Consider the following 21310-nt stretch of genomic DNA (forward strand, 5'->3'; position numbering starts at 1 on the left):
TTTGCCTGGCGGCTTTAGCGCGGTGGTCCCACCTGACCCCATGCCGAACTCAGAAGTGAAACGCCGTAGCGCCGATGGTAGTGTGGGGTCTCCCCATGTGAGAGTAGGGAACTGCCAGGCATCAAATTAAGTAGTAAGCCGGTGCATAAATCCGGTGGTTACAGAAGTCTTCGGTGGAGCGGTAGTTCAGTCGGTTAGAATACCTGCCTGTCACGCAGGGGGTCGCGGGTTCGAGTCCCGTCCGTTCCGCCACTTATTGAAAGCCCTGAGCTAACGCTCAGGGCTTTTTTCTTATCTGTCGTATAATTATTGCTGAATTAGCAAAAATCCTCTGCGTTTTACGCTCTTTTTCTGAATAACGGCAATCGCGATAATCTTCCTCAGTTAACGAACACAATATGATTAACGAGGAATGACATGACTATCCCTGCATTTGGTCTGGGCACTTTCCGCCTGAAAGACGACGTTGTTATCGCATCTGTAAAAACTGCTCTTGAACTTGGCTATCGTTCCGTTGATACGGCACAGATTTATGAAAATGAAGCTGCCGTTGGCCAGGCAATTGAAGAGAGTGGCGTAGCCCGCAATGAACTTTTCATCACCACTAAAATCTGGATTGAGAACCTCAGCAAAGACAAGCTGATCCCAAGCCTGAAAGAGAGCCTGAAGAAACTGCGTACCGATTACGTCGATCTGACGCTGATCCACTGGCCATCACCGAACGATGCCGTTTCTGTGGAAGAGTTCATGCAGGCGCTGCTGGAAGCAAAAGAGCAGGGCTTAACCCGTGAAATTGGTATCTCTAACTTCACTATCCCGTTGATGGAAAAAGCCATTGCGGCCGTGGGTGCAGAAAACATTGCAACCAACCAGGTTGAGCTGTCTCCGTATCTGCAAAACCGTAAAGTGGTTGACTGGGCTAAACAGCACGGCATCCATATCACCTCTTACATGACTCTGGCCTATGGTAAAGCACTGAAAGATGAAGTGATTATCCGCATTGCGCAGAAACACAATGCCACGGCTGCACAGGTGATTCTGGCCTGGGCAATGGGTCAGGGCTATGCCGTTATCCCATCTTCAACTAAACGTGAAAATCTGGCGAGCAACTTGTTAGCACGGGATCTCCAGCTGGATGACGAAGACAAAAAAGCGATCGCTGCTCTGGATTGCAACGATCGCCTGGTAAGCCCGGAAGGTTTAGCACCTGACTGGGATTAATATTGACCCACTCTCTGTGCCCTAAACCCTCACACAGCTCCTTCGGGAGCTGTTTTCGCATGTTCGCTGAGGAAGTCGATAAATGCGCGGATACGCGTACTCACCGCTCTGTCACTGTAATACACCGCACTAAACGGCATCTCTACCGGCAGACGTTTATCAGCCATCAACTCTATCAGTTCCCCACGGGCAATCTCTTTATCGATCATGTAATCGGATAAACAGGCAATCCCGTTTCCTTCAAGACAAAGCTGTTTCAGTGTTTCTCCACTGTTGGACGATAAGCCGCAATCTATCTCATGAAGCTGTCCGTCACTACAGGCGACAGGCCAGGTATTCAGCGATACGGGTTCGGTAAAGCCCAGGCACAGATGCTGCTTCAGATCCTCGACCGTTTCAGGCTGGCCAAACTGCGCAAGATATTCTGGCGATGCAATAATTTTTCGGTAGCTCGTAAATAAAGGGCGAGCACGCAGGCTGGAATCGGTAAGTGTGCCAGCGCGGATTGCTACATCTACCTTTCTCTCTATCAGATTAATGAATGTCTCAGATGACACCAGCGACAAGGTCATTTCCGGGTAACGTTCACGAAAAGGTTTAATCAGTGGCATCAGGTAATGCAACACCACGGGGGTCGCCGCATCAATACGCAGCAGCCCGCGTGGCGTACTGCGCGATTCCATGATTTCTGTCTCTGCTGCGGCCATTTCCTGCAAGACGGACTGTACGCGGCGGAAGTAACGCTCGCCTTCTTCCGTCAGGCTTAACTGCCTTGTGGTCCGGTTGAGCAGGCTGACACCAAGCTTCATCTCCAGCTTTTTCACCGAGCGGCTAATGGCGGAGTTTGCCTGTCCGAGTTGCTCAGCTGCACGGCTAAAACTGCCACTTTCTACCACGGCGACAAATATTGCCAGCTCTTCTGATGTTGCCTTCATTATTGCACCACCTGCAAAATTCTATTGAGATTTTGACCATTTTTGTTATTTAATCACTGGCGCATACTTCTTGTCATCTTAATCCTGATGATACGGAGTATATTATGCCACTGGCGCTACTTGCCCTGACGATCAGTGCCTTCGCAATTGGCACGACCGAATTTGTTATCGTAGGTCTGGTTCCTACGATCGCAAACCAACTTGCTATCTCTCTGCCTTCTGCCGGGCTGCTGGTTTCTATCTACGCACTGGGTGTGGCAGTCGGTGCCCCGGTTCTTACGGCGCTGACCGGACGTTTTCCGCGTAAGCAGTTATTGATGGCGTTAATGGTCTTGTTCACCGCCGGGAATATTCTGGCCTGGCAGGCACCTGACTACACCACGCTGGTCATTGCCCGTTTGCTGACAGGCCTTGCTCACGGTGTGTTTTTCTCGATTGGTTCAACCATTGCAACCAGCCTGGTGCCCAAAGAGAAAGCGGCATCTGCCATTGCGATTATGTTTGGCGGATTAACCGTTGCGCTGGTCACCGGCGTGCCTCTGGGGACGTTCATCGGCCAACATTTTGGCTGGCGTGAAACGTTCCTGGCCGTCTCATTGTTGGGCGTGATTGCTCTGGTAGCTAGTCTGCTTCTGGTCCCTTCAAATATTCCTGGCCGCGCGAGTGCCAGCCTGAGCGATCAACTTAAAGTACTGACTCATCCTCGCCTGCTGATCATCTATGCGATTACCGCTTTGGGGTACGGTGGTGTCTTTACCGCATTTACTTTCCTTGCGCCGATGATGCAAGAGTTGGCGGGCTTCTCACCGAGCGCGGTAAGCTGGATCTTGTTGGGCTACGGCGTGTCGGTGGCAATTGGCAATATCTGGGGTGGCAAGCTTGCCGATAAACACGGTGCAGTTCCGGCCCTGAAATTTATCTTCGCAGCCCTGGTTGTACTGCTGCTGGTCTTCCAGTTCACCGCTTCTGTGCAGTATGCGGCGCTGGCCACGGTACTGGTGATGGGGATCTTTGCATTTGGCAACGTGCCGGGGCTTCAGGTCTATGTCGTCCAGAAGGCAGAGCTTTATACACCTAATGCCGTTGATGTTGCATCGGGTCTGAACATTGCTGCGTTCAATATCGGTATCGCACTCGGCTCCATCATCGGTGGGCAGACTGTTGAACACTTTGGCCTGACCCAGACACCGTGGATTGGCGCTGTGATTGTGCTTATCGCTTTCCTGCTGATTGGCCTGAGCGGCCGCCTTGATAAGCCTGCCAGGGTGGCTCTTGGATAAATATCAGTAAGTGCTCGCTTACAAAACAAAAAAAGGTTTCTCAGTAATTGCGTTGAAACTGTGACCTAAAATCCCTATAACATTAGAACCAGTCCGTTTTCCGGGCTGGTTCATGTTATAGAGGCCGTTTCCGAAAGTGCGAAAAAATACCTATGCCATGCGTTATGTTGCCGGATTACCTGCGGAGAGAATACTGCCTCCGGGTTCGTTCGCGAGCATCAGCCAGGCATTGCCCGCTGGTACGCCGTTAAGCAGCGATGAAAAAATTCGTGTGCTGGTGTGGAATATCTTTAAGCAACAACGTGCTGAATGGTTATCTGTCCTCAAAAATTTTGGTAAGGACGCGCATCTTGTTCTCCTGCAAGAAGCGCAAACGACGCCTGAGCTGGTCAGGTTTGCGACCACTAACTATCTTGCGGCTGATCAGGTACCTGCATTCGTGCTGCCGCAACACCCTTCTGGCGTCATGACGCTTTCCGCGGCGCATCCCGTTTATTGTTGCCCACTTCGTGAGCGAGAACCTATTCTGCGGCTGGCAAAATCCGCGCTGGTTACCGTTTACCCTTTACCGGATAGCCGTTTGCTGATGGTCGTCAATATTCATGCTGTCAATTTCAGCCTGGGTGTGGATGTCTACAGCAAGCAGTTACTTCCGATTGGCGATCAGATTGCCCATCATAGCGGGCCTATCATTATGGCCGGGGATTTTAATGCCTGGAGCCGCCCGCGGATGAACGCCCTGTATCGCTTTGCGCGTGAGATGTCACTGCGCGAAGTGCGTTTTAACGATGACCAGCGTAAGAAAGCCTTTGGTCGTCCTCTCGATTTTGTCTTTTATCGCGGTTTGAGTGTTCACGATGCCTCTGTGCTGGTGACACGTGCATCCGATCACAATCCTCTACTAGTTGAATTCAGTCCCGGCAAACCTGATAAATAATGGTGTGTCAGGTCTGCCGTGGGGCAGACCTATGTGCAGGTGCTGCCCTTTATTTTTTATCAACCAAAGGACAGTAAGATGACAACACACTCCCATCATGACAACGTAGAAAAACAGTTTGGCTCACAGGCAAGTGCTTATCTGAGCAGCGCCGTCCATGCGTCTGGTCGCGATCTGACGCGTCTGAGCGAGCGGCTGGCGGCATTCCCGCAGGCGCACGCGCTGGATTTAGGGTGTGGGGCAGGGCACGCAAGCTTTGCTGCCGCGCAGCAGGTCGCTCAGGTGACAGCATATGATTTATCCAGCCAGATGCTCGACGTTGTGGCTGAAGCCTCCAAAGCTAAAGGACTGACAAACCTCATTACCCGTCAGGGGTACGCGGAATCATTACCGTTTGCCGATGCGACTTTTGAGGTTGTCATCAGTCGTTACTCCGCGCACCACTGGCACGATGTCGGGCAAGCGTTGCGGGAAGTTAAACGTGTGCTGAAGCCGGGTGGAATTTTTATCATCATGGATGTCATGTCACCTGGCCATCCGGTACGGGATGTCTGGTTGCAAACGGTTGAAGCACTGCGCGACACATCGCATGTCCGCAATTATTCCAGTGGGGAGTGGTTGCAGATGACCGCAGAGGCCGGGTTGATTTCACGCTCATTGATAACCGACCGTTTGCCGCTCGAATTCAGCTCCTGGATTGCGCGGATGCGGACGCCGGAAGCATTAAGCCAGGCGATTCGTCTTTATCAGGAGAGTGCGTCTGCGGACGTGAAGGCGTACTTTGAGTTGCAGGAGGATGGATCGTTTACCAGCGATACCATCATGGCTGAAGTCCAAAAAGCGGGATAAATAAAAAAAGGCACCGGGGGAATCGGTGCCTTTTTTATGTTCAGACCGTCTGATCAGGAGTCTGGCGTTGCGCTATTTTTCACAAACAGCGTCAACTGATCGCCGGGTTGCAGATTGTCAGTATCGTTATTCCAGCGCATAACATCCTGGATGTTCACGCCGTGACGTTTTGCAATACTGGACAGCGAATCACCCTTACGCACGCGATAGGTAATGCTATCGCTGTTTCTGGCAAGACGCTGCGCGCTGCTACCTGCGCCAACCGTCAGATTCTGACCCACTTTCAGACCAGAGCTACGCAGATTGTTCCACTGCTGTAGGTCTTTTGCGCTCACGCCAAGACGTGATGCAATACCTGAAAGAGTATCACCTGAACGAACCTTATAGCTGCGGCTGCTTACTGATGAGGTATCTGCAACAAGCGTAGACTGAACTGCTGCAATCTCACCAGAAGCTAACGACTCACGTAACTGCTCCGCGTGTTTTTGCGGAACCATCACATACTGAGGGCCACTGGCACCCAGCGTTGAGCCTTTAACGCCTGCATTAAAGGTTTTTAGTTTACTTACCGACATACCCGTCATATCGGCAACCTGTTGAATATCAACCGGGCTGCTGAGGCGAACACGCGCCAGTGCACGACTTTCGTCTGGTGTTGGCAGTTGTACACCGTAACGCTTGCTGTTCTTGAGAATATCGCTCAATGCCAGCATTTTCGGTACGTAAATTTTGGTTTCCTGTGGCAGTGAGAGCGACCAGAAATCGGTGGATTTTCCACGCGCTTTATTCGCTTTCATTGCCTTCAGTACACGACCTTCACCACTGTTGTATGCTGCGACTGTTAACAACCAGTCACCGTCGAACATCTTGTTCAGACGCTGCATCATGTCGAGAGCGGCAGTCGTGGAAGCGACTACATCACGACGCGCATCGTAGCTGCGGGTCTGTTTTAAACCATAATTGCGCCCTGTGCTCGGTATGATCTGCCAAATGCCTGCGGCATTGGCGCCAGACGTCGCGTGTGGGTCAAAAGCGCTCTCCACTATGGGTAGGAGTACCAGCTCCATCGGCATGTTACGTTTCTTAACTTGCCCGGCTATCCAGTACATATACGGCTCTGCCCGTAAAGTTACATCGTGGAGATAGCTCTTATTTCTCAAATACTTCTGTTTCTGTTCGCGAATCCGGGTGTTTTCCGGAATTCCCATCTTTAGCTCGTCGCCAATAGAGGCCCACAAGTCTTGATCCTGCGCGAATGATGTCCCATCGTCCATCCATCGCGCCTGACTTGTAAACTTCCCTGCTTCCCCTTGACCAGCTGCAGAAAGGCTCTGTGCGTGCTGTTGTACGTTGCTGCCGTTTTGCGACTGGCAACCTACAAGCAGGACAGAGGCGAGTAATATCGCTTTTGCCTTCATGTGTGTGTCAATAGTTGCTTAAAAGACGAGCGATGATAACGGCGAAATTTTCAAAAGGCAACCCAGAATTATCGGAAGTTATCTTTCTTTGACCTTAACCATGCAAAACAATCTTCTGGTTGTTGCAAATTTGTTTCTTGGTTAATTTTATTAATTAAATCAATGTCATCAGTTCTTAAAAATACATTTATTTCACGCTCATTTTTCAGAATTACGGGGAGTGTTTTTTGGTTTTTTGCACGTAACTCCTTCACTTTCTGGTAATAATCCTGAATAGCGCGATCGTCGGGTAAGATGCTGGCAGCAAACTTCATATTCCCTAATGTATACTCATGTGCGCAACATATGAGGGTATCGTCCGGAAGTTCGGCAATCTTCTGTAAAGATTGATGCATTTGCGCTGGTGTACCTTCAAACAACCTTCCGCAGCCGCCAGAAAAGAGTGTGTCGCCGCAAAATAGATAAGGTTTACTGTAGAAACAAATATGTCCTGAAGTGTGACCCGGTGTGGCAAAAACGGAAAAATCCCACCCGAGAATGAGGACTTTTTCGCCGTCTTTGACTACGTGAGTGGTTCCCTTATCTTGTGTTTCTGCCGGTCCGTATACCACAAGATGCGGAAATTTTGCCCGCAACGCCGGAACACCGCCAACGTGATCGTTGTGATGATGCGTCAGGAGAATGGCTTCCGGCAGCCAGCCGTTTTCGGCAATGGCAGTTAAAACCGGCTCAGATTCACCGGGATCGACAATCACGCAACGGCGATCGTCATCAACTAAAACCCAGATGTAATTGTCCTGGAAGGCTGGAATACTGATAAGATTCATAAATTACCTCTTTTTACGTGGCGGGCGTTTTGATGAAACCGGCAAGGATACCTCAGACTGTCGCAGCACCGGAACGTTGGGCGGAATTGCCCTGGGGTGAATACTATCGCGAGGCGTTAGAGCAACAGCTTAAACCCTGGCTTGCGAAAATGTATGGTTTTCACCTGCTTAAGATTGGCAATCTCAGTGCAGAAATCAACACCGAAGGCTGTGCTATCTCACATCAGGTTAACGTTTCGCTTGGCGGATCGCCTGTGCAGGTTAAAGCCGATCCACTGCATTTACCTTTTGCGGAAAAATCCGTCGATGCTTGTCTGCTGGCGCATACCTTGCCCTGGTGCAGTGACCCGCATCGTTTGCTGCGTGAAGCCGACCGGGTACTGATCGATGACGGTTGGCTGATCCTCAGTGGTTTCAATCCACTCAGCCTGATGGGGTTACGTAAACTGGTGCCAGTGCTGCGCCGCACGCCGCCTTATAACAGCCGAATGTTTACGCTGATGCGCCAGCTGGACTGGCTTTCACTGCTGAACTTTGAAGTGCTCTGCTACGGTGGTTTTCAGGTTTTACCCTGGGCCAGACAGGGTGGGGTGTTACTGAGCACACATCTGCCGGCGCTGGGCTGTATGCAGTTTATCGTGGCGCGTAAGCGGACGATTCCCCTCACGCTTAACCCGATGAAACAAAGTAAATCGAAAACCCAGATCCGTCAGACCGTTGGCGCAACGCGGCAGTACCGCAAACCCTGATCAGGATTCAGGCTGATACCCGACATCTTCCTGGGTTGGGTTTGATGCTGCCGCGCGGGCCAGCTCGTCACAGCGTTCGTTTTCCGGGTGTCCGGCATGGCCTTTTACCCATTCCCATTTGATCTCATGCTGCCCTAACGCGGCGTCCAGGCGCTTCCAGAGATCGACATTTTTGACCGGTTTTTTATCTGCCGTTTTCCAGCCGCGTTTTTTCCAGTTGAAGATCCACTGGGTAATGCCCTGGCGCACGTACTGGCTGTCGGTGCTCAGCACCACGTCGCAGTGCTCTTTTAACGCTTCCAGCGCCACGATGGCCGCCATCAGCTCCATGCGGTTGTTGGTGGTCAGGCGATAGCCTTCACTAAAGGTTTTTTCGTGCTGGCGATAGCGCATAATGGCGCCGTAACCGCCAGGTCCTGGGTTACCGAGACAAGATCCATCGGTGAAAATTTCTACCTGTTTACGCATCTCTGGTAGACTTCCTGTATTTGAAACGTTCAGTTAAACGATAAGTCTGACATAAATGACCGACATGAGCACTGCAATTACTCGCCAGATTGTTCTCGATACCGAAACCACCGGTATGAACCAAATCGGCGCACACTACGAAGGGCACAAGATTATTGAGATCGGTGCTGTAGAGGTAGTGAACCGTCGCCTTACGGGGAACAACTTCCACGTTTATCTGAAGCCGGACCGGCTGGTGGACCCGGAAGCGTTCGGCGTTCACGGTATTGCCGATGAGTTCTTGCTGGATAAACCGACCTTTGCAGATGTTGCAGACGAATTTCTGGAATACATCAGAGGCGCAGAGCTGGTCATTCACAACGCATCGTTCGATATCGGCTTTATGGACTATGAGTTCAGCAAGCTCAATCGCGATATTCCGAAGACTAATACCTTCTGTAAGGTGACCGATAGCCTGGCACTGGCAAGGAAGATGTTTCCCGGCAAGCGAAACAGCCTTGATGCGCTCTGTTCACGTTACGAGATAGACAACACCAAGCGTACGCTGCACGGCGCATTGCTCGATGCCCAGATCCTGGCGGATGTTTATCTGACCATGACCGGTGGCCAGACGTCGATGGCATTCAGTATGGAAAATGAAGGCCAACAAACTCTGGGTGACGCGGGTATTCAGCGGGTTGTGCGTCAGGCCAGTCGGTTGCGGGTTGTTTTAGCCAGCGATGAAGAGCTGCTTAACCACGAATCCCGTCTCGATTTAGTGCAGAAGAAAGGCGGAAGTTGCATGTGGCGTGCATAAACAGTGCCTGAATGCCTGTAAAATCACCGTCTGGGCGATTTTTGCAGCAAACGATTCAAAACTTAAGAAAAAGCGTTGACGAGTTCAGAGGCAATCCGTAATATCCGCTTCGTTCCCCAAACGGGAACAGTGGAGCGGTAGTTCAGTCGGTTAGAATACCTGCCTGTCACGCAGGGGGTCGCGGGTTCGAGTCCCGTCCGTTCCGCCACTATTCAGAAGGCCTGAATCAGAAATGATTCAGGCCTTCGTCGTTTCTGACCCCGCAAAAATCTTATCCAACACTCTTTCTTAGTTAACAAAAATTCAATATAAATAGTGCAAATAATTAACAATTGCACGATAATAGTGCGTAACTTGCACTAATTTTGTGCAATCGTTGCTCTCGCCTCACTCTCGATTGTTTCTTTGTGTAACAATTTTGTAAAAATAAATCGCTTTAAATCATTCAGTTAACCCATGCATTCCAGAAAGTTCATGAACCAATGATTTATTGGTTCATTATTTGCTTAATCATTAGGACGATAAGTTATCGGTCATATCCATAACTTATTGTTAATAAAAATAAAGAAATGATGACAGCGAGCGAACCAATATGGAAAAACCGTCACGGTTTCTGGCAAATTCCAGCACCGCACTCGAGCAATTGCGCGGGCTTATCAACCAGCATGAGTCAACACCAGGCATTCCATTGCCCACTGAACGTGAGCTTTCGGAAACACTCGGCGTAGGGCGACGTGAAGTGCGTCGTGCGCTGGACGTGCTGGAAGAAGAGGGGCGGATCTGGCGTAAACAGGGCAAAGGCACTTTTATTGGCCCGGCAGCACCCGTTGAGCCTCTGGCGCTTCAGGGGCTGGTACAACAGACCAATCTGCTGGAAGTGATGGAAGCTCGTCTGCAACTTGAGCCCGGCCTGGCCCGTCTTGCGGCGCTGCGTGCCACCAGGGAAAACCTCGCGCTGATGCAGCGTATGCTGGAACGCATTAATAAGGTCAGCCCGGATGACCGCGATCTCAATGAACTGTGGGATAGCGCATTCCATCGCGCGATAGCGGAAGCCGCAGGTAACCGCCTGATGCTGGGATTATTCGATGCGATTGATGCGGTCAGGCGCGAACCCGGCTGGCAACACTTGCGCGAATTAGCCCGCACCCCTGAACGCGTTGATAACTACAACGACCATCACCACAAAATCATGTCAGCGATTATCCATCGCCAGCCTAATGAAGCTGCCGCCGCGATGCGCGAACACCTGCTCAGCCTGCAAACAGCCCTGATTCAGGCTATTCACCTTGAGGACGATTTCACGCTATGACAACGATCCCGTTTAAGGAAGCATCTCCTGTTCTGCGGCTGCAAAACCTCAACGTTAAATTTTCGGGGTCGCCCGTCAGCGTACTTGATGGTATTTCGCTGACCGTAAAAGCGGGTGAAACGCTGGCGCTGGTGGGGGAATCCGGATGTGGGAAAAGTATCACATCGTTAGCGCTGATGGGGTTGTTACCCGCCAGTGCGCAAATCGTCAGCGGCGAGATGCAGTTTCGCCGCCATGACCTGCGAAAACTCTCCCCGCGTGAATATGCCGATCTCCGTGGCAGCGAGCTGGCGATGATTTTTCAGGAGCCGATGACTTCGCTGAACCCCGCTTTTACCCTGGGTGACCAGCTGAGCGAAGCGGTTATGCGCCACCAGAAAATGACGCGTGCGCAAGCGATGGACGCGGCGCTGAACATTCTGGAAAAGGTTCAGATCCCGGCGGCAGAGATGCGCCTTAAGGCGTATCCGCATCAGCTTTCTGGCGGGATGCGCCAGCGCGTGATGATTGCGATGGCCCTGATTAACCACCCGCGTTTGCTGATTGCCGACGAACCGACCACCGCGCTGGATGTCACCATTCAGGCGCAAATCCTCGCATTGCTCAACACATTAAAAGAAGAAACGGGCACGGCAGTGCTGATGATCACTCACGATTTGGGCGTGGTGGCAGAAGTGGCGCAGCAGGTGGCAGTGATGTATGCCGGCCAGGTCGTGGAGCAGGGCAGCGTAGAGGCGATTTTTGCTGACCCGCAACACCCGTACACCATCGGTCTGATGGGATCTATTCCTTCTCTTGGGGCGCGTAAAGGCCAGCTTTCCACCATTCCGGGCGCCGTGCCGCTACCCGAATCCATGCCGGAAGGCTGCCGTTTTGCCACCCGTTGTCCTTTTGCACAGACCCGCTGTCACGATGAAAAACCACAACTTAACACGCTGGGTGCAGGGCATCAGGTGGCCTGTTTCCGCGTACCGCTGGAACAACATATTGCGCTGGGAGAGACAGCATGACGACGCCAATTCTTGAAGCCCGTGACCTCAGCAAGCTGTTCCCTGGCCCGAAAAAACTGTTTACTCCGGCGCGTTTTGTCACCGCTGTTGATCGCGTTTCCCTTTCCGTTATGCCGGGGGAAACGCTGGCTATCGTAGGCGAATCTGGATCCGGGAAATCCACGCTGGGCCGTTTGCTGCTGCGCCTGCTGGCGGCAAGCGAAGGGCGCGTGTTTTATCAGGGCGAGGAGATCACCCACGCGACTGGCGCGCGCCTTAATCAGCTCCGGCGCGAACTGCAAATTATCTTCCAGGATCCTTTTGCCTCGCTGAACCCGCGTATGACGGTAGAGCAGATCGTGGGTGAGCCGCTGTGGCTGCACCAGAACATGAAAAAAGCAGACCGCCAGTACCGCGTTGCCGAGTTGCTCAAAACCGTTGGGCTGCCGGCAGCCTGGGCCGGGCGTTACCCGCATGAATTTTCCGGCGGCCAGCGTCAGCGTATCGGCATTGCACGAGCGCTGGCATCAGGGCCAAAACTGCTGCTGGGAGATGAGCCTGTCTCCGCACTGGATGTCTCCGTACAGGCGCAGGTGGTGAATCTGCTGGAAAGCCTTAAGCATCAACTGGGGCTGACGATGGTGATTGTCGCTCACGGTCTGGCGGTGATCCGTCATATGAGCGACCGGGTGGCGGTGATGTATCTCGGGCAAATTGTGGAGCTTGCCACGGTCGATGAAATCTTCGACGCGCCGCTGCACCCCTATACCCAGGCGCTGATTGCCTCTGCCCCGCAAATGCAGCCGGGTGCCCAGCGCGATACGCCCCTGTTGCAGGGAGATTTGCCGAATCCGTCTAACCCGCCTTCCGGGTGTCGTTTTCATACCCGTTGTCCGTATGTCACCGATGAATGCCGCCAGGTTGAGCCGATTAATCAGGTGCTTGAAGGCGGGCGTCAGGTTGCCTGTCATCGCTGGCAGGACATTAATCGCGATCGCAGTGTTATTCAGGTAGCACCGCCATCCGCAGCATTTCTGCGCCGCCGCGCGCTGTTTGAACACGCGGCATCTCACTCCTCCCTTCCTTCAAGGAACTCATGATAATGACAATGCGTAATTCTCTTTTGACCGTACTGGGAAGTGTAATGTTGCTTGGCGCGGCGCTGCCCGCCCATTCAGAAAGTGTGCTGCGAATTGGTCTGGGGGCAGACCCGGACATGCTCGACCCGCATCTGGCGCGCACCTACTATGGCCGCTTTGTTTTCGCCTCATTGTGCGACAGGCTGGTGGACGTTGACGAGCATCTGAAAGTGGTGCCGGGCCTGGCGAAGGACTGGGCCTGGAGTGACGACGGCAAAACCCTGACCATGAATCTGCGTGAAGGGGTGACCTTCCATGATGGTGAAAAATTCGATGCCGCTGCGGCGAAATACAACCTCGAGCGCGCCCTGACCTTAAAAGGCTCTCTGCGTAAAAGCGAGATCTCTTCGGTTGAGTCGGTTGACGTTACTGGCCCAATGCAAATCGCCCTGCATCTGAAAACCCCTGACGCCGCGCTGTTAATGCAGCTCACCGACCGTGCTGGCGCGATGATGGCGCCAGAAGCGGCCAAAAAACCCGATTTTGCGGCTCACCCGGTCTGTTCCGGCCCGTATAAATTCGAGAGCCGCGTGTCGCAGGACCGCATTGTGCTGACGCGTTTTGATAACTACTGGAATAAAGATGCTTATCACTTCGACAAGATTATCTATCTGCCGATCCCGGACGCCTCTGTACGTCTGGCCAACCTGCGTGCGGGCGATCTTGATCTGACCGAAGGTATTGCGGCAAGCGATGTTAAAACCGTGGAAGCCGACAGCAAGCTGGCGCTGGCGAAGGTCACCGGTCTTGGCTATCAGGGTATTACCTTCAATATTAATAACGGCAAAGTCCCGGCCAATGACCCGTTCAAGGATGCCCGCGTGCGTGAGGCGTTCTCACAGGCTATCGACCGCGATGCCATCAATCAGGTGGTGTTCGAAGGGCTGTACACGCCAGCAAACCAGGCGTTTTCACCGGTCAGCCCGTATCACGTCAACCTGCCGGTGCCGCCGCGCGACGTCGACAAAGCGAAAGCGCTGCTGAAAGCGGCGGGCGTGGCAACCCCCCTGACCGTAAACCTGCTGGTGCCAAACAACCCAACCTCTCAGCAGGTAGGGCAGGTGCTTCAGGCGATGGTGGCGGAGGCTGGCTTTAACCTTAATCTGCAAATGACCGAGTTCGCCACGCTGCTCGATCGCCAGCAAAGCGGTGATTATCAGCTGAGCTTCTCCGGCTGGTCTGGTCGCCCCGATCCGGATGGCAGCATCTTTGGCTTCATTAACAGCAAAGGCACCTTAAACGACGGGCGTTACAGCAATGCGCAGGTGGATGAATGGTTGACTCAGGCGCGTCTGAACACCGATCAGGCCGCACGCCAGCCGCTGTATGACAAAGTGGTGAAGCAGCTGCAAACCGATATGCCTATCGCATACCTCTACTTTGAGCCACGTATTTTTGGCCTGAACAAAAGCGTGCAGGGCTTTAAACCTTACCCGGACGGCATCGTACGTCTTGCCGGTCTGACGCTGGCGAAATAAAAAAGGCCCTGAGGAGAAACCATGCTTGAACTGATTTGCAAACGTCTGCTGCTGGCCATCCCGACTCTGCTCCTGGTGAGCATGATGGTGTTCGGACTGCAAAAGCTGCTGCCCGGCGACCCGCTGATCGCGATGGCCGGGGAGGAGCGCGATCCGGCGGTGATTGCGCAGCTGCGCGCTGAATTAAACCTCGATGCGCCGATTCCTGTGCAGTACTTCCACTGGCTGACGCGCGCGCTACAGGGCGATCTTGGTGTCTCCTTACGTACTCACGAACCGGTCACGCAGCTGATTGCCAGCAAACTGCCGGTGACGCTGGAGCTGTCGCTGCTGGCGATGATCATTGCGCTGGTGTTCGGCATCGGGATGGGGATCCTGGCGGCGGTCAATAAAAACAGCTGGGTGGATCATGGCGCGAACTTTGTGGCGATCTCGGGGATCTCGATACCGCACTTCTGGCTTGGGATCCTGCTGATCCTGGTGTTTTCGGTCAATCTGCAATGGCTGCCTGCCTCAGGTTTTGTGCCGTTCAGTGAAGATCCGCTGCAGAACCTGCGCACGTTGCTGTTACCGGCATCGGTTCTGGGGACGGGGCTGGCGGCCACGCTGATGCGCCATACCCGCGCGTCGATGATCGCCGTGCTGAAAGCGGATTATATTCGTACTGCCCGGGCGAAAGGGCTGCTGCCAAAAGCGGTGATTTTAAAGCACGCATTTCGCAATGCGCTGGTGCCGGTTATTACCCTCACCACGCTGCTGTTTGGCGAGCTGTTGGGCGGCGCGGTGCTGACCGAGCAGGTTTTCACCATTCCGGGCTTTGGCAAGATGATCGTCGATTCTGTCTTTAACCGCGACTATGCCGTGGTGCAGGGCGTGGTGCTGATCGTGGCGATCGGTTTCCTGCTGCTGAACCTGCTGGCCGACGTGCTGTATGTCCTTATCAATCCGAAGATGCGAGGTTAAATGATGGCGGAACTGACGACTCAAACCGTTGCGCCTGCGTTACCGCGCGCGCAGAACCGGGTGCTGAAAAAATTCCTCGCCAACAAAAGTGCGGTGATTGGTGCGGTGATTGTGGGCTTCTTCGTTTTGCTGGCGCTGCTCGCGCCCTGGATTGCTCCATTTGACCCGGTCAAAGCTAACTTTCTGGCGGTGCGTAAAGCGCCTTCGGCCATGTACTGGTTTGGTACTGACGAACTGGGGCGCGATATTCTGTCGCGCATTGTCTGGGGGGCGAGAACCTCACTGATGGCGGGCTGCATGTCGGTGGTGATCGCCGTTGTCATCGGTGTGCCGCTGGGGCTGGTGGCGGGCTACTTCCAGAAATTGTGGGACGGCGTGATCTCGCGCTTTATCGAAGCGCTGCTGGCCTGTCCATTCCTGATCATGGCGATCGCGCTGGGTGCGTTTTTAGGGCCAAGTCTGACCAACGCCATGATCGCCATCGGTCTTTCCGCGATGCCGATCTTCGCCCGTCTGACGCGTGGCCAGGTGATCGCCATTCGCAATGAAGAGTACATCGACGGTGCGCGGGCGATTGGCCTGCCGGATCGCTGGATCATTGTGAAATACATCCTGCCTAACGTGATGTCTCCGATTCTGGTGCAGGCCACGCTGGCGATAGCCTCGGCGATTATCGCTGAGGCCAGCCTCTCATTTTTAGGGCTCGGCCAGCAGCCGCCGAACCCGTCCTGGGGCTCGATGCTCAACACCGCGAAGGGGTTCCTTGAGCAGGCACCGTGGATGTCTGTTTTCCCCGGTATTGCGATTTTCCTTGCGGTACAGGGCTTTAATTTACTCGGTGACGGGCTGCGCGATGCGCTCGATCCGCGCCACGACTAAGGAGTCATGATGACCAAAGCGCTTGATTTTACTTCCGGTTACGATTCTCGACGCCCGCCGATGATGGGCCACAACGCAGTGGCCACGTCGCAGCCGCTGGCGGCGCAGGCGGGGATGAGGATGTTGCAACTCGGTGGTAACGCCGTTGATGCCGCGATTGCCACTGCGATGGCACTGACGGTGGTCGAACCCACCGGGAATGGTATTGGCAGCGATGCCTTCGCCATCGTCTGGGACGGGGAGAAGCTTCACGGTCTTAATGCATCTGGTCGTTCACCTGCCAGCTGGCACGCAGACATGTTTGCCGGGAAAACAGCAGTGCCGGAAATTGGCTGGGAGGCCGTGACCGTACCGGGTGCGGTATCGGGTTGGGTTGCACTGGCGGAACGTTTTGGCACATTGCCGCTCACAACACTGGCGCAGCCCGCAATTGAGTATGCGCGTAACGGTTTCCCGGTGTCGCCGCTGATTGGCCATCTGTGGCAGCGTGGCTACAACAAGCTGAAAGACCAGCCGGGCTTTAGTGCCTGTTTCGCCCCTGAGGGACGTGCTCCGCGTATTGGCGAAATCTTCCGTAACCCGGCGCAGGCAGACTCGCTGGAGCTGATTGCCAAAACCAACGGCGAAGCGTTTTATCGCGGCGAGCTGGCGCAGAAAATTGCCGCCTTTGCCAAAGAACATGGCGCACATCTTACGGCCGAGGACCTGGCAAACCATCGCGTTGACTGGGTTGAACTGTTGTCGCGTGATTTTGCGGGGGGCTCGGTGCAGGAGCTGCCACCAAACGGGCAGGGGATCGCCACGCTGATTGCGCTTGGCATTCTGGAGCAGTGCGGTATCGAAAAACATCACCCGGATTCCGTGCAGGCGCTGCATCTGTCGATTGAAGCCATGAAACTGGCGCTGGCCGATCTCGACCGCTATGTGGCAGATGAAGCGCATATGGAGTTCGCCGCTAAAGAGTTGCTGAGCGATGCCTACCTGAAATCACGTGCTGCGCTGATTGACCAGGATAAAGCTTCTGACTTCACCTACGGTTCGCCAACGCAAAGCGGGACAGTTTATCTCACCGCAGCGGATTCCAGCGGCATGATGATCTCTTTTATTCAGTCGAACTTTATGGGCTTCGGCTCTGGCGTGGTGGTTCCCGATACCGGGATCAGCCTGCAAAACCGTGGCTGCGGTTTTGTGCTCGACCCAAATCACCCGAACGCGCTGGCAGGCAACAAACGTCCGTTCCACACTATCATCCCAGGCTTTGCGATGGACGGTAACGGCAAACCGCTGATGTCATTTGGCGTGATGGGCGGGCCAATGCAGGCGCAAGGGCACATGCAAATGGCGCTGCGTATTATGTTGCACGGGCAAAACCCGCAGGCGGCGATCGACGCGCCGCGCTGGCGCGTGGTGCAGGGCAGAGAGGTTATTGTTGAGTCGACGTTTGACCGCAATACCATTGCGGCGCTGCGCGAACGTGGGCATCAGATTGTTGTGGAAGACCCACTCCAGGATTACAACTTTGGTGGCGCGCAGGTGATTTACCGTCTGCCGGAAGGGCACTACGTTGCCGCGACGGAAAGCCGCAAAGACGGGCAGGCGCTGGTGAGTTAATGTTTTATCCCCCCTCTCCCTTTGGGAGAGGGGAACATTTATCCAATACTAAATGGATCCGCATCCTGCCAGGCAGGAAACTTCTCCCGATACTCTTTCAGCGCCGTCAGCGAAATTTCAGCATCAATACGCGTTGCCTGATGCGGCTCGGCGGTGGCAATAATCTCCCCCTGTGGATTAATGACCCGGCTGTCGCCCCGGTAGTGATGCCCGTTGCCGTCGGTGCCCACGCGGTTACAGCCAACAACATAAGCCTGATTTTCAATCGCGCGTGCCACCAGTAAAGACTGCCAGTGCAGGGAGCGCGGTGCAGGCCAGTTGGCAACATACAGCGCCAGGTCATAATCATTGCGGTTACGCGACCAGACCGGGAAACGCAGGTCATAGCAAACCAGCGGCAGAATGCGCCAGCCGCGCCACTCAAACACCACGCGCTCGTTACCCGCTTCGTAGTGATGATGTTCATCCGCCATGCGGAACAGGTGGCGTTTATCGTAAAAATGCATGTTACCTTCCGGCTCGACCAGCAGGAAGCGGTTCACCGGCCCGCGTTCGGTTTGCAGCGCGGCGCTGCCCGCAATCAGGGCGTTGGTTTGCTGCGCTTTGGCGTGCATCCAGGCCACCACGTCTTCTTGTGGCATTGACTGTTTTGCCGCTTCCATCGCGAAGCCGGTAGTGAACATCTCTGGCAGGACAATGACATCGCGCCCGGTAATACCTTCCAGTTGACGATCAAAGTGGCGCAGGTTGGCAGGGCCATCCATCCACACTAAAGGTTGCTGCAAAATAGAAATCTTCAGACCAGGCACAATTAAGACTCCTCAAACGACCGCTTTTTGACACTGTAGCACGACACTACGAGAAAATGTGGCAATAAAAAACCCCGCACGCGGCGGGGTTTGTCAGTGCGAAACGGGTTATGCCGCTTCAGGTTTACGGTGCTTCTCCGGCAGCTTTACCGGCTGTGTCGCCAGCTCTTCCGGTTCGAAGTCATCCACGTTGATACTGCGCAGACGGCTTTCTTCTGCTTTCACCAGGGTTGCTGCTTCATCTTTATCGATGATACCGCCCGCCAGCGCCTGTTTTGCCAGCTCATCCAGACGGGTAAACGGCAGGTTTTTGCCCAGCTGTTTACAGATTTTCTGGTGAATTGGGTCGGCGGCCATCACATCCAGCAGCGCCTCTTCCAGCAGACCCACCGGGTTATGCTCGGTCGGAGCCAGGTACTGACCACGGCCGATACGGGAGCGGGTTGCGCTCGGTACTTGCAGGATCTTCGCCACTTTATGATCCAGCTTGTCAGAGGGGGCCAGGTGATGACGTCCGGTCGGGAAGATCACCACGCGCAGGGCACCCGCCACAAAACGGTTCGGGAAGTTTGCCAGCAAATCGTCGATAGCCTGCTCAGCCTGATGCATAGCATCCTGTACACCCCAGTGCACCAGCGGCAGATCCGCTTCCTGACGACCTTCATCGTCATAACGTTTCAGCACCGCAGAAGCCAGGAACACCTGACTCAGCACATCACCTAAACGCGCAGAGATACGTTCACGGCGTTTCAGGCTACCGCCCAGTACCGCCATAGAAACGTCTGACAGCAGGGCCAGGTTGGCACTCAGACGGTTCAGCTGTTGGTAATAGCGCTTAGTCGCATCACCGGTTGGCGTCGAGCTGGTGCGACCGTTGGTCAGACCCAGCCAGAAGCTGCGCATTTTGTTGCTACCCACGTGACCGATATGTTTGAACAGCAGCTTATCGAAGGCATCCACGTCGTTATTCTGCGCGGCAGCCATCTCTTCCAGCACGTACGGATGGCAGCGAATCGCTCCCTGGCCGAAGATCATCATGCTGCGAGTCAGGATATTTGCCCCTTCAACGGTGATCGCGATTGGCGCACCCTGATAACCACGGGCGAGGAAGTTGCCTTCGCCGAGCATAATGCCCTTACCGCCCGCGATATCCATGGCATCGATGATTGACTGCTGGGCACGGTGGGTACAGTGGTATTTCACAATCGCTGACAGCACGGCCGGTTTTTCGCCCAGCATAATGCCGTAGGTAATTAACGATGCTGCGGCATCCATCACGTAGGCGTTACCCGCGATACGCGCCAGCGGCTCTTCGATACCTTCCATCTTGCCGATGGAGATTTTGAACTGGCGGCGAATATGCGCGTAAGCACCAATCCCCATCGCGACAGACTTCAGACCACCGGTTGAGTTCGACGGCAGGGTAATACCACGACCCACCGACAGACATTCCACCAGCATACGCCAGCCCTGACCGGCCATTTTCGGGCCACCGATGATGTAATCAATCGGTACAAAGATATCCTGACCGCGGGTCGGGCCGTTCTGGAACGGCACGTTCAGCGGGAAGTGACGACGACCAATTTCAACGCCCGGAGTAGACGTTGGGATCAGCGCACAGGTAATGCCCAGATCTTCTTCACCACCCAGCAGTTTTTCCGGGTCGGAGAGTTTAAACGCCAGGCCCAGCACGGTGGCGATAGGTGCCAGCGTGATGTAGCGCTTGTTCCAGGTCAGGCGCATACCGAGCACCTGCTCACCCTGCCATTCGCCCATGCAAACCACACCGGTATCCGGGATAGCGCCAGCATCGGAACCCGCTTCCGGGCTGGTCAGCGCGAAACATGGAATTTCAAGGCCACGTGCCAGACGCGGCAGGTAGTGATCTTTCTGCTCTTCTGTTCCGTAATGTTGCAGCAGTTCACCCGGGCCTAAAGAGTTCGGTACGCCGACGGTGATCGCCAGGATACCGGAGACACCCGCCAGCTTTTGCAGTACGCGAGCCTGAGCGTAGGCAGAGAATTCCAGGCCGCCGTACTCTTTCTTAATGATCATCGCGAAGAAGCGATGCTCTTTCAGATACGCCCACAGCTCTGGCGGCAGGTCGGCCATTTCGTGAGTGATCGCAAAATCGTTCGCCATGCGGCAGGCTTCTTCCACCGGGCCATCGATAAAGGCCTGTTCTTCAGCGGTCAGTCGTGGCTGCGGATAGTTGTGCAGCTTTTTCCAGTCCGGGTTGCCCTGGAACAGGTCGCCTTCCCACCAGGTGGTGCCCGCATCAATCGCTTCTTTTTCAGTACGCGACATCGGCGGCATCACTTTACGAAAGCCCTTGAACACCGGTGCGGAGATCATCGACTTACGCATCGGCGTAAAGTTAAACGGCAACAGGATGATTGCCAGAGGAACTAAAAGCCAGATATTCCAGAGACCTGCGACGCCAAACGCAGCCGTCCAGGCCAGTAAAATCAGGCTGCTCAGAAATAAACTGACACGGTGATAGAACAGCACACCGAGCAGAACAACAGTTGCGAGAATGCTCAAAATCATCATAAAGAAAAGCTCCCTTGCTTGTAGGAGGTCTGACCACTTGTGATGATATGGTTGTAGTGGATGTTATTTCTTTTAGCAATGCGTTCACAAAATAATT

General features: G+C 54.1%; 19 protein-coding genes, 2 tRNA genes and 1 rRNA gene. 16 read left to right on the plus strand and 6 right to left on the minus strand.

The annotated features are described in order from the left end of the window. Positions 1–4 precede the first annotated feature (4 nt). The 3 genes from rrf to dkgB all read left to right on the plus strand — a co-directional run bounded on the left by rrf (position 5) and on the right by dkgB (position 1221). Positions 5–120 (plus strand): 5S ribosomal RNA (rrf, locus tag F3J30_RS10090). Positions 121–175: 55 nt separating this feature from the next. Beyond that, a tRNA-Asp gene (locus F3J30_RS10095) sits at positions 176–252 on the plus strand. A 165-nt stretch (positions 253–417) separates the two neighbouring features. Next, complete coding sequence (dkgB, locus tag F3J30_RS10100; protein WP_166717162.1) at positions 418–1221, plus strand: 2,5-didehydrogluconate reductase DkgB; 804 nt, start codon at positions 418–420, stop codon at positions 1219–1221. Between the two features lie 29 nt (positions 1222–1250). Here the strand turns inward: dkgB and yafC are convergent, their stop codons facing one another. Beyond that, positions 1251–2156 (minus strand): DNA-binding transcriptional regulator YafC, encoded by a 906-nt coding sequence (gene yafC / locus F3J30_RS10105; RefSeq protein WP_166717163.1) that lies wholly within the window; start codon positions 2154–2156, stop codon positions 1251–1253. 104 nt (positions 2157–2260) lie between these two features. Here yafC and F3J30_RS10110 point away from each other — a divergent pair, with 104 nt between their 5' ends. The 3 genes from F3J30_RS10110 (at position 2261) to F3J30_RS10120 (ending at position 5222) form a co-directional block, all read left to right on the plus strand. Beyond that, entirely contained in the window at positions 2261–3436 is a 1176-nt protein-coding gene (locus F3J30_RS10110; RefSeq protein ID WP_166717164.1) for an MFS transporter, read from the plus strand. A 136-nt stretch (positions 3437–3572) separates the two neighbouring features. Further along, positions 3573–4373 (plus strand): endonuclease/exonuclease/phosphatase family protein, encoded by an 801-nt coding sequence (locus F3J30_RS10115; RefSeq protein WP_014068998.1) that lies wholly within the window; start codon positions 3573–3575, stop codon positions 4371–4373. A 78-nt stretch (positions 4374–4451) separates the two neighbouring features. Beyond that, positions 4452–5222 (plus strand): class I SAM-dependent methyltransferase, encoded by a 771-nt coding sequence (locus F3J30_RS10120; RefSeq protein ID WP_166717165.1) that lies wholly within the window; start codon positions 4452–4454, stop codon positions 5220–5222. Between the two features lie 53 nt (positions 5223–5275). Here the strand turns inward: F3J30_RS10120 and mltD are convergent, their stop codons facing one another. Beyond that, a complete protein-coding gene (mltD, locus tag F3J30_RS10125; protein ID WP_166717166.1) occupies positions 5276–6640 on the minus strand; it encodes a murein transglycosylase D in 1365 nt (454 codons plus the stop codon). A 68-nt stretch (positions 6641–6708) separates the two neighbouring features. Next, positions 6709–7467, minus strand: coding sequence for a hydroxyacylglutathione hydrolase (gloB, locus tag F3J30_RS10130; RefSeq protein ID WP_166717167.1), 759 nt, complete (start codon positions 7465–7467; stop codon positions 6709–6711). A 32-nt stretch (positions 7468–7499) separates the two neighbouring features. On the opposite strand from gloB, the gene F3J30_RS10135 reads away from it, so the two are divergent. Next, on the plus strand, positions 7500–8216 hold the full coding sequence (locus F3J30_RS10135) for a class I SAM-dependent methyltransferase (protein WP_166717168.1): 717 nt from the start codon (positions 7500–7502) through the stop codon (positions 8214–8216). On the opposite strand, the gene rnhA is transcribed toward F3J30_RS10135, so the two are convergent. Next, entirely contained in the window at positions 8217–8684 is a 468-nt protein-coding gene (rnhA, locus tag F3J30_RS10140) for a ribonuclease HI (RefSeq protein WP_014069003.1), read from the minus strand. Positions 8685–8748: 64 nt separating this feature from the next. Here rnhA and dnaQ point away from each other — a divergent pair, with 64 nt between their 5' ends. From dnaQ to F3J30_RS10185, 9 genes are all read left to right on the plus strand, one after another. Continuing rightward, a complete protein-coding gene (dnaQ, locus tag F3J30_RS10145) occupies positions 8749–9480 on the plus strand; it encodes a DNA polymerase III subunit epsilon (RefSeq protein ID WP_166717169.1) in 732 nt (243 codons plus the stop codon). A 131-nt stretch (positions 9481–9611) separates the two neighbouring features. Next, positions 9612–9688 (plus strand) — tRNA-Asp (locus F3J30_RS10150). Positions 9689–10072: 384 nt separating this feature from the next. Further along, positions 10073–10792, plus strand: a complete 720-nt coding sequence (locus F3J30_RS10155; RefSeq protein WP_166717170.1) for an FCD domain-containing protein — start codon at positions 10073–10075, stop codon at positions 10790–10792. Next, positions 10789–11802 (plus strand): ABC transporter ATP-binding protein, encoded by a 1014-nt coding sequence (locus tag F3J30_RS10160; protein ID WP_166717171.1) that lies wholly within the window; start codon positions 10789–10791, stop codon positions 11800–11802. The genes F3J30_RS10155 and F3J30_RS10160 overlap by 4 nt, the downstream gene beginning before the upstream one ends. Continuing rightward, entirely contained in the window at positions 11799–12881 is a 1083-nt protein-coding gene (locus tag F3J30_RS10165; RefSeq protein ID WP_014069007.1) for an oligopeptide/dipeptide ABC transporter ATP-binding protein, read from the plus strand. Before F3J30_RS10160 ends, F3J30_RS10165 begins: the two co-directional genes overlap by 4 nt. A gap of 2 nt (positions 12882–12883) precedes the next feature. After that, positions 12884–14398: an ABC transporter substrate-binding protein gene (locus F3J30_RS10170; protein WP_211053217.1), complete on the plus strand. Its 1515-nt coding sequence runs from the start codon at positions 12884–12886 to the stop codon at positions 14396–14398. Between the two features lie 21 nt (positions 14399–14419). Next, a complete protein-coding gene (locus F3J30_RS10175; protein WP_166717172.1) occupies positions 14420–15361 on the plus strand; it encodes an ABC transporter permease in 942 nt (313 codons plus the stop codon). A 3-nt stretch (positions 15362–15364) separates the two neighbouring features. Next, positions 15365–16240, plus strand: coding sequence for an ABC transporter permease (locus tag F3J30_RS10180; RefSeq protein WP_166717467.1), 876 nt, complete (start codon positions 15365–15367; stop codon positions 16238–16240). A 9-nt stretch (positions 16241–16249) separates the two neighbouring features. Next, positions 16250–17851, plus strand: coding sequence for a gamma-glutamyltransferase family protein (locus F3J30_RS10185; RefSeq protein ID WP_166717468.1), 1602 nt, complete (start codon positions 16250–16252; stop codon positions 17849–17851). 38 nt (positions 17852–17889) lie between these two features. On the opposite strand, the gene F3J30_RS10190 is transcribed toward F3J30_RS10185, so the two are convergent. Together F3J30_RS10190 and fadE are read right to left on the minus strand one after the other, a co-directional pair. Beyond that, positions 17890–18660: an amidohydrolase gene (locus F3J30_RS10190; protein WP_166717173.1), complete on the minus strand. Its 771-nt coding sequence runs from the start codon at positions 18658–18660 to the stop codon at positions 17890–17892. 108 nt (positions 18661–18768) lie between these two features. Beyond that, complete coding sequence (fadE, locus tag F3J30_RS10195; RefSeq protein ID WP_014069012.1) at positions 18769–21213, minus strand: acyl-CoA dehydrogenase FadE; 2445 nt, start codon at positions 21211–21213, stop codon at positions 18769–18771. Positions 21214–21310 lie beyond the last annotated feature (97 nt).

Origin of the sequence: Enterobacter sp. Tr-810, from assembly GCF_011752765.1 — a bacterium.
GTDB lineage: Bacteria > Pseudomonadota > Gammaproteobacteria > Enterobacterales > Enterobacteriaceae > Enterobacter > Enterobacter soli.

What these genes read in the sequence shown, in the direction of transcription:
- dkgB (WP_166717162.1), top strand. Translation starts at nt 418, where the DNA reads ATGACTATCCCTGCATTTGGTCTGGGCACTTTCCGCCTGAAAGACGAC.
- yafC (WP_166717163.1), bottom strand. Translation starts at nt 2,156, where the DNA reads ATGAAGGCAACATCAGAAGAGCTGGCAATATTTGTCGCCGTGGTAGAA.
- F3J30_RS10110 (WP_166717164.1), top strand. Translation starts at nt 2,261, where the DNA reads ATGCCACTGGCGCTACTTGCCCTGACGATCAGTGCCTTCGCAATTGGC.
- F3J30_RS10120 (WP_166717165.1), top strand. Translation starts at nt 4,452, where the DNA reads ATGACAACACACTCCCATCATGACAACGTAGAAAAACAGTTTGGCTCA.
- mltD (WP_166717166.1), bottom strand. Translation starts at nt 6,640, where the DNA reads ATGAAGGCAAAAGCGATATTACTCGCCTCTGTCCTGCTTGTAGGTTGC.
- gloB (WP_166717167.1), bottom strand. Translation starts at nt 7,467, where the DNA reads ATGAATCTTATCAGTATTCCAGCCTTCCAGGACAATTACATCTGGGTT.
- F3J30_RS10135 (WP_166717168.1), top strand. Translation starts at nt 7,500, where the DNA reads ATGAAACCGGCAAGGATACCTCAGACTGTCGCAGCACCGGAACGTTGG.
- rnhA (WP_014069003.1), bottom strand. Translation starts at nt 8,684, where the DNA reads ATGCGTAAACAGGTAGAAATTTTCACCGATGGATCTTGTCTCGGTAAC.
- dnaQ (WP_166717169.1), top strand. Translation starts at nt 8,749, where the DNA reads ATGAGCACTGCAATTACTCGCCAGATTGTTCTCGATACCGAAACCACC.
- F3J30_RS10155 (WP_166717170.1), top strand. Translation starts at nt 10,073, where the DNA reads ATGGAAAAACCGTCACGGTTTCTGGCAAATTCCAGCACCGCACTCGAG.
- F3J30_RS10160 (WP_166717171.1), top strand. Translation starts at nt 10,789, where the DNA reads ATGACAACGATCCCGTTTAAGGAAGCATCTCCTGTTCTGCGGCTGCAA.
- F3J30_RS10165 (WP_014069007.1), top strand. Translation starts at nt 11,799, where the DNA reads ATGACGACGCCAATTCTTGAAGCCCGTGACCTCAGCAAGCTGTTCCCT.
- F3J30_RS10170 (WP_211053217.1), top strand. Translation starts at nt 12,884, where the DNA reads ATGACAATGCGTAATTCTCTTTTGACCGTACTGGGAAGTGTAATGTTG.
- F3J30_RS10175 (WP_166717172.1), top strand. Translation starts at nt 14,420, where the DNA reads ATGCTTGAACTGATTTGCAAACGTCTGCTGCTGGCCATCCCGACTCTG.
- F3J30_RS10180 (WP_166717467.1), top strand. Translation starts at nt 15,365, where the DNA reads ATGGCGGAACTGACGACTCAAACCGTTGCGCCTGCGTTACCGCGCGCG.
- F3J30_RS10185 (WP_166717468.1), top strand. Translation starts at nt 16,250, where the DNA reads ATGACCAAAGCGCTTGATTTTACTTCCGGTTACGATTCTCGACGCCCG.
- fadE (WP_014069012.1), bottom strand. Translation starts at nt 21,213, where the DNA reads ATGATGATTTTGAGCATTCTCGCAACTGTTGTTCTGCTCGGTGTGCTG.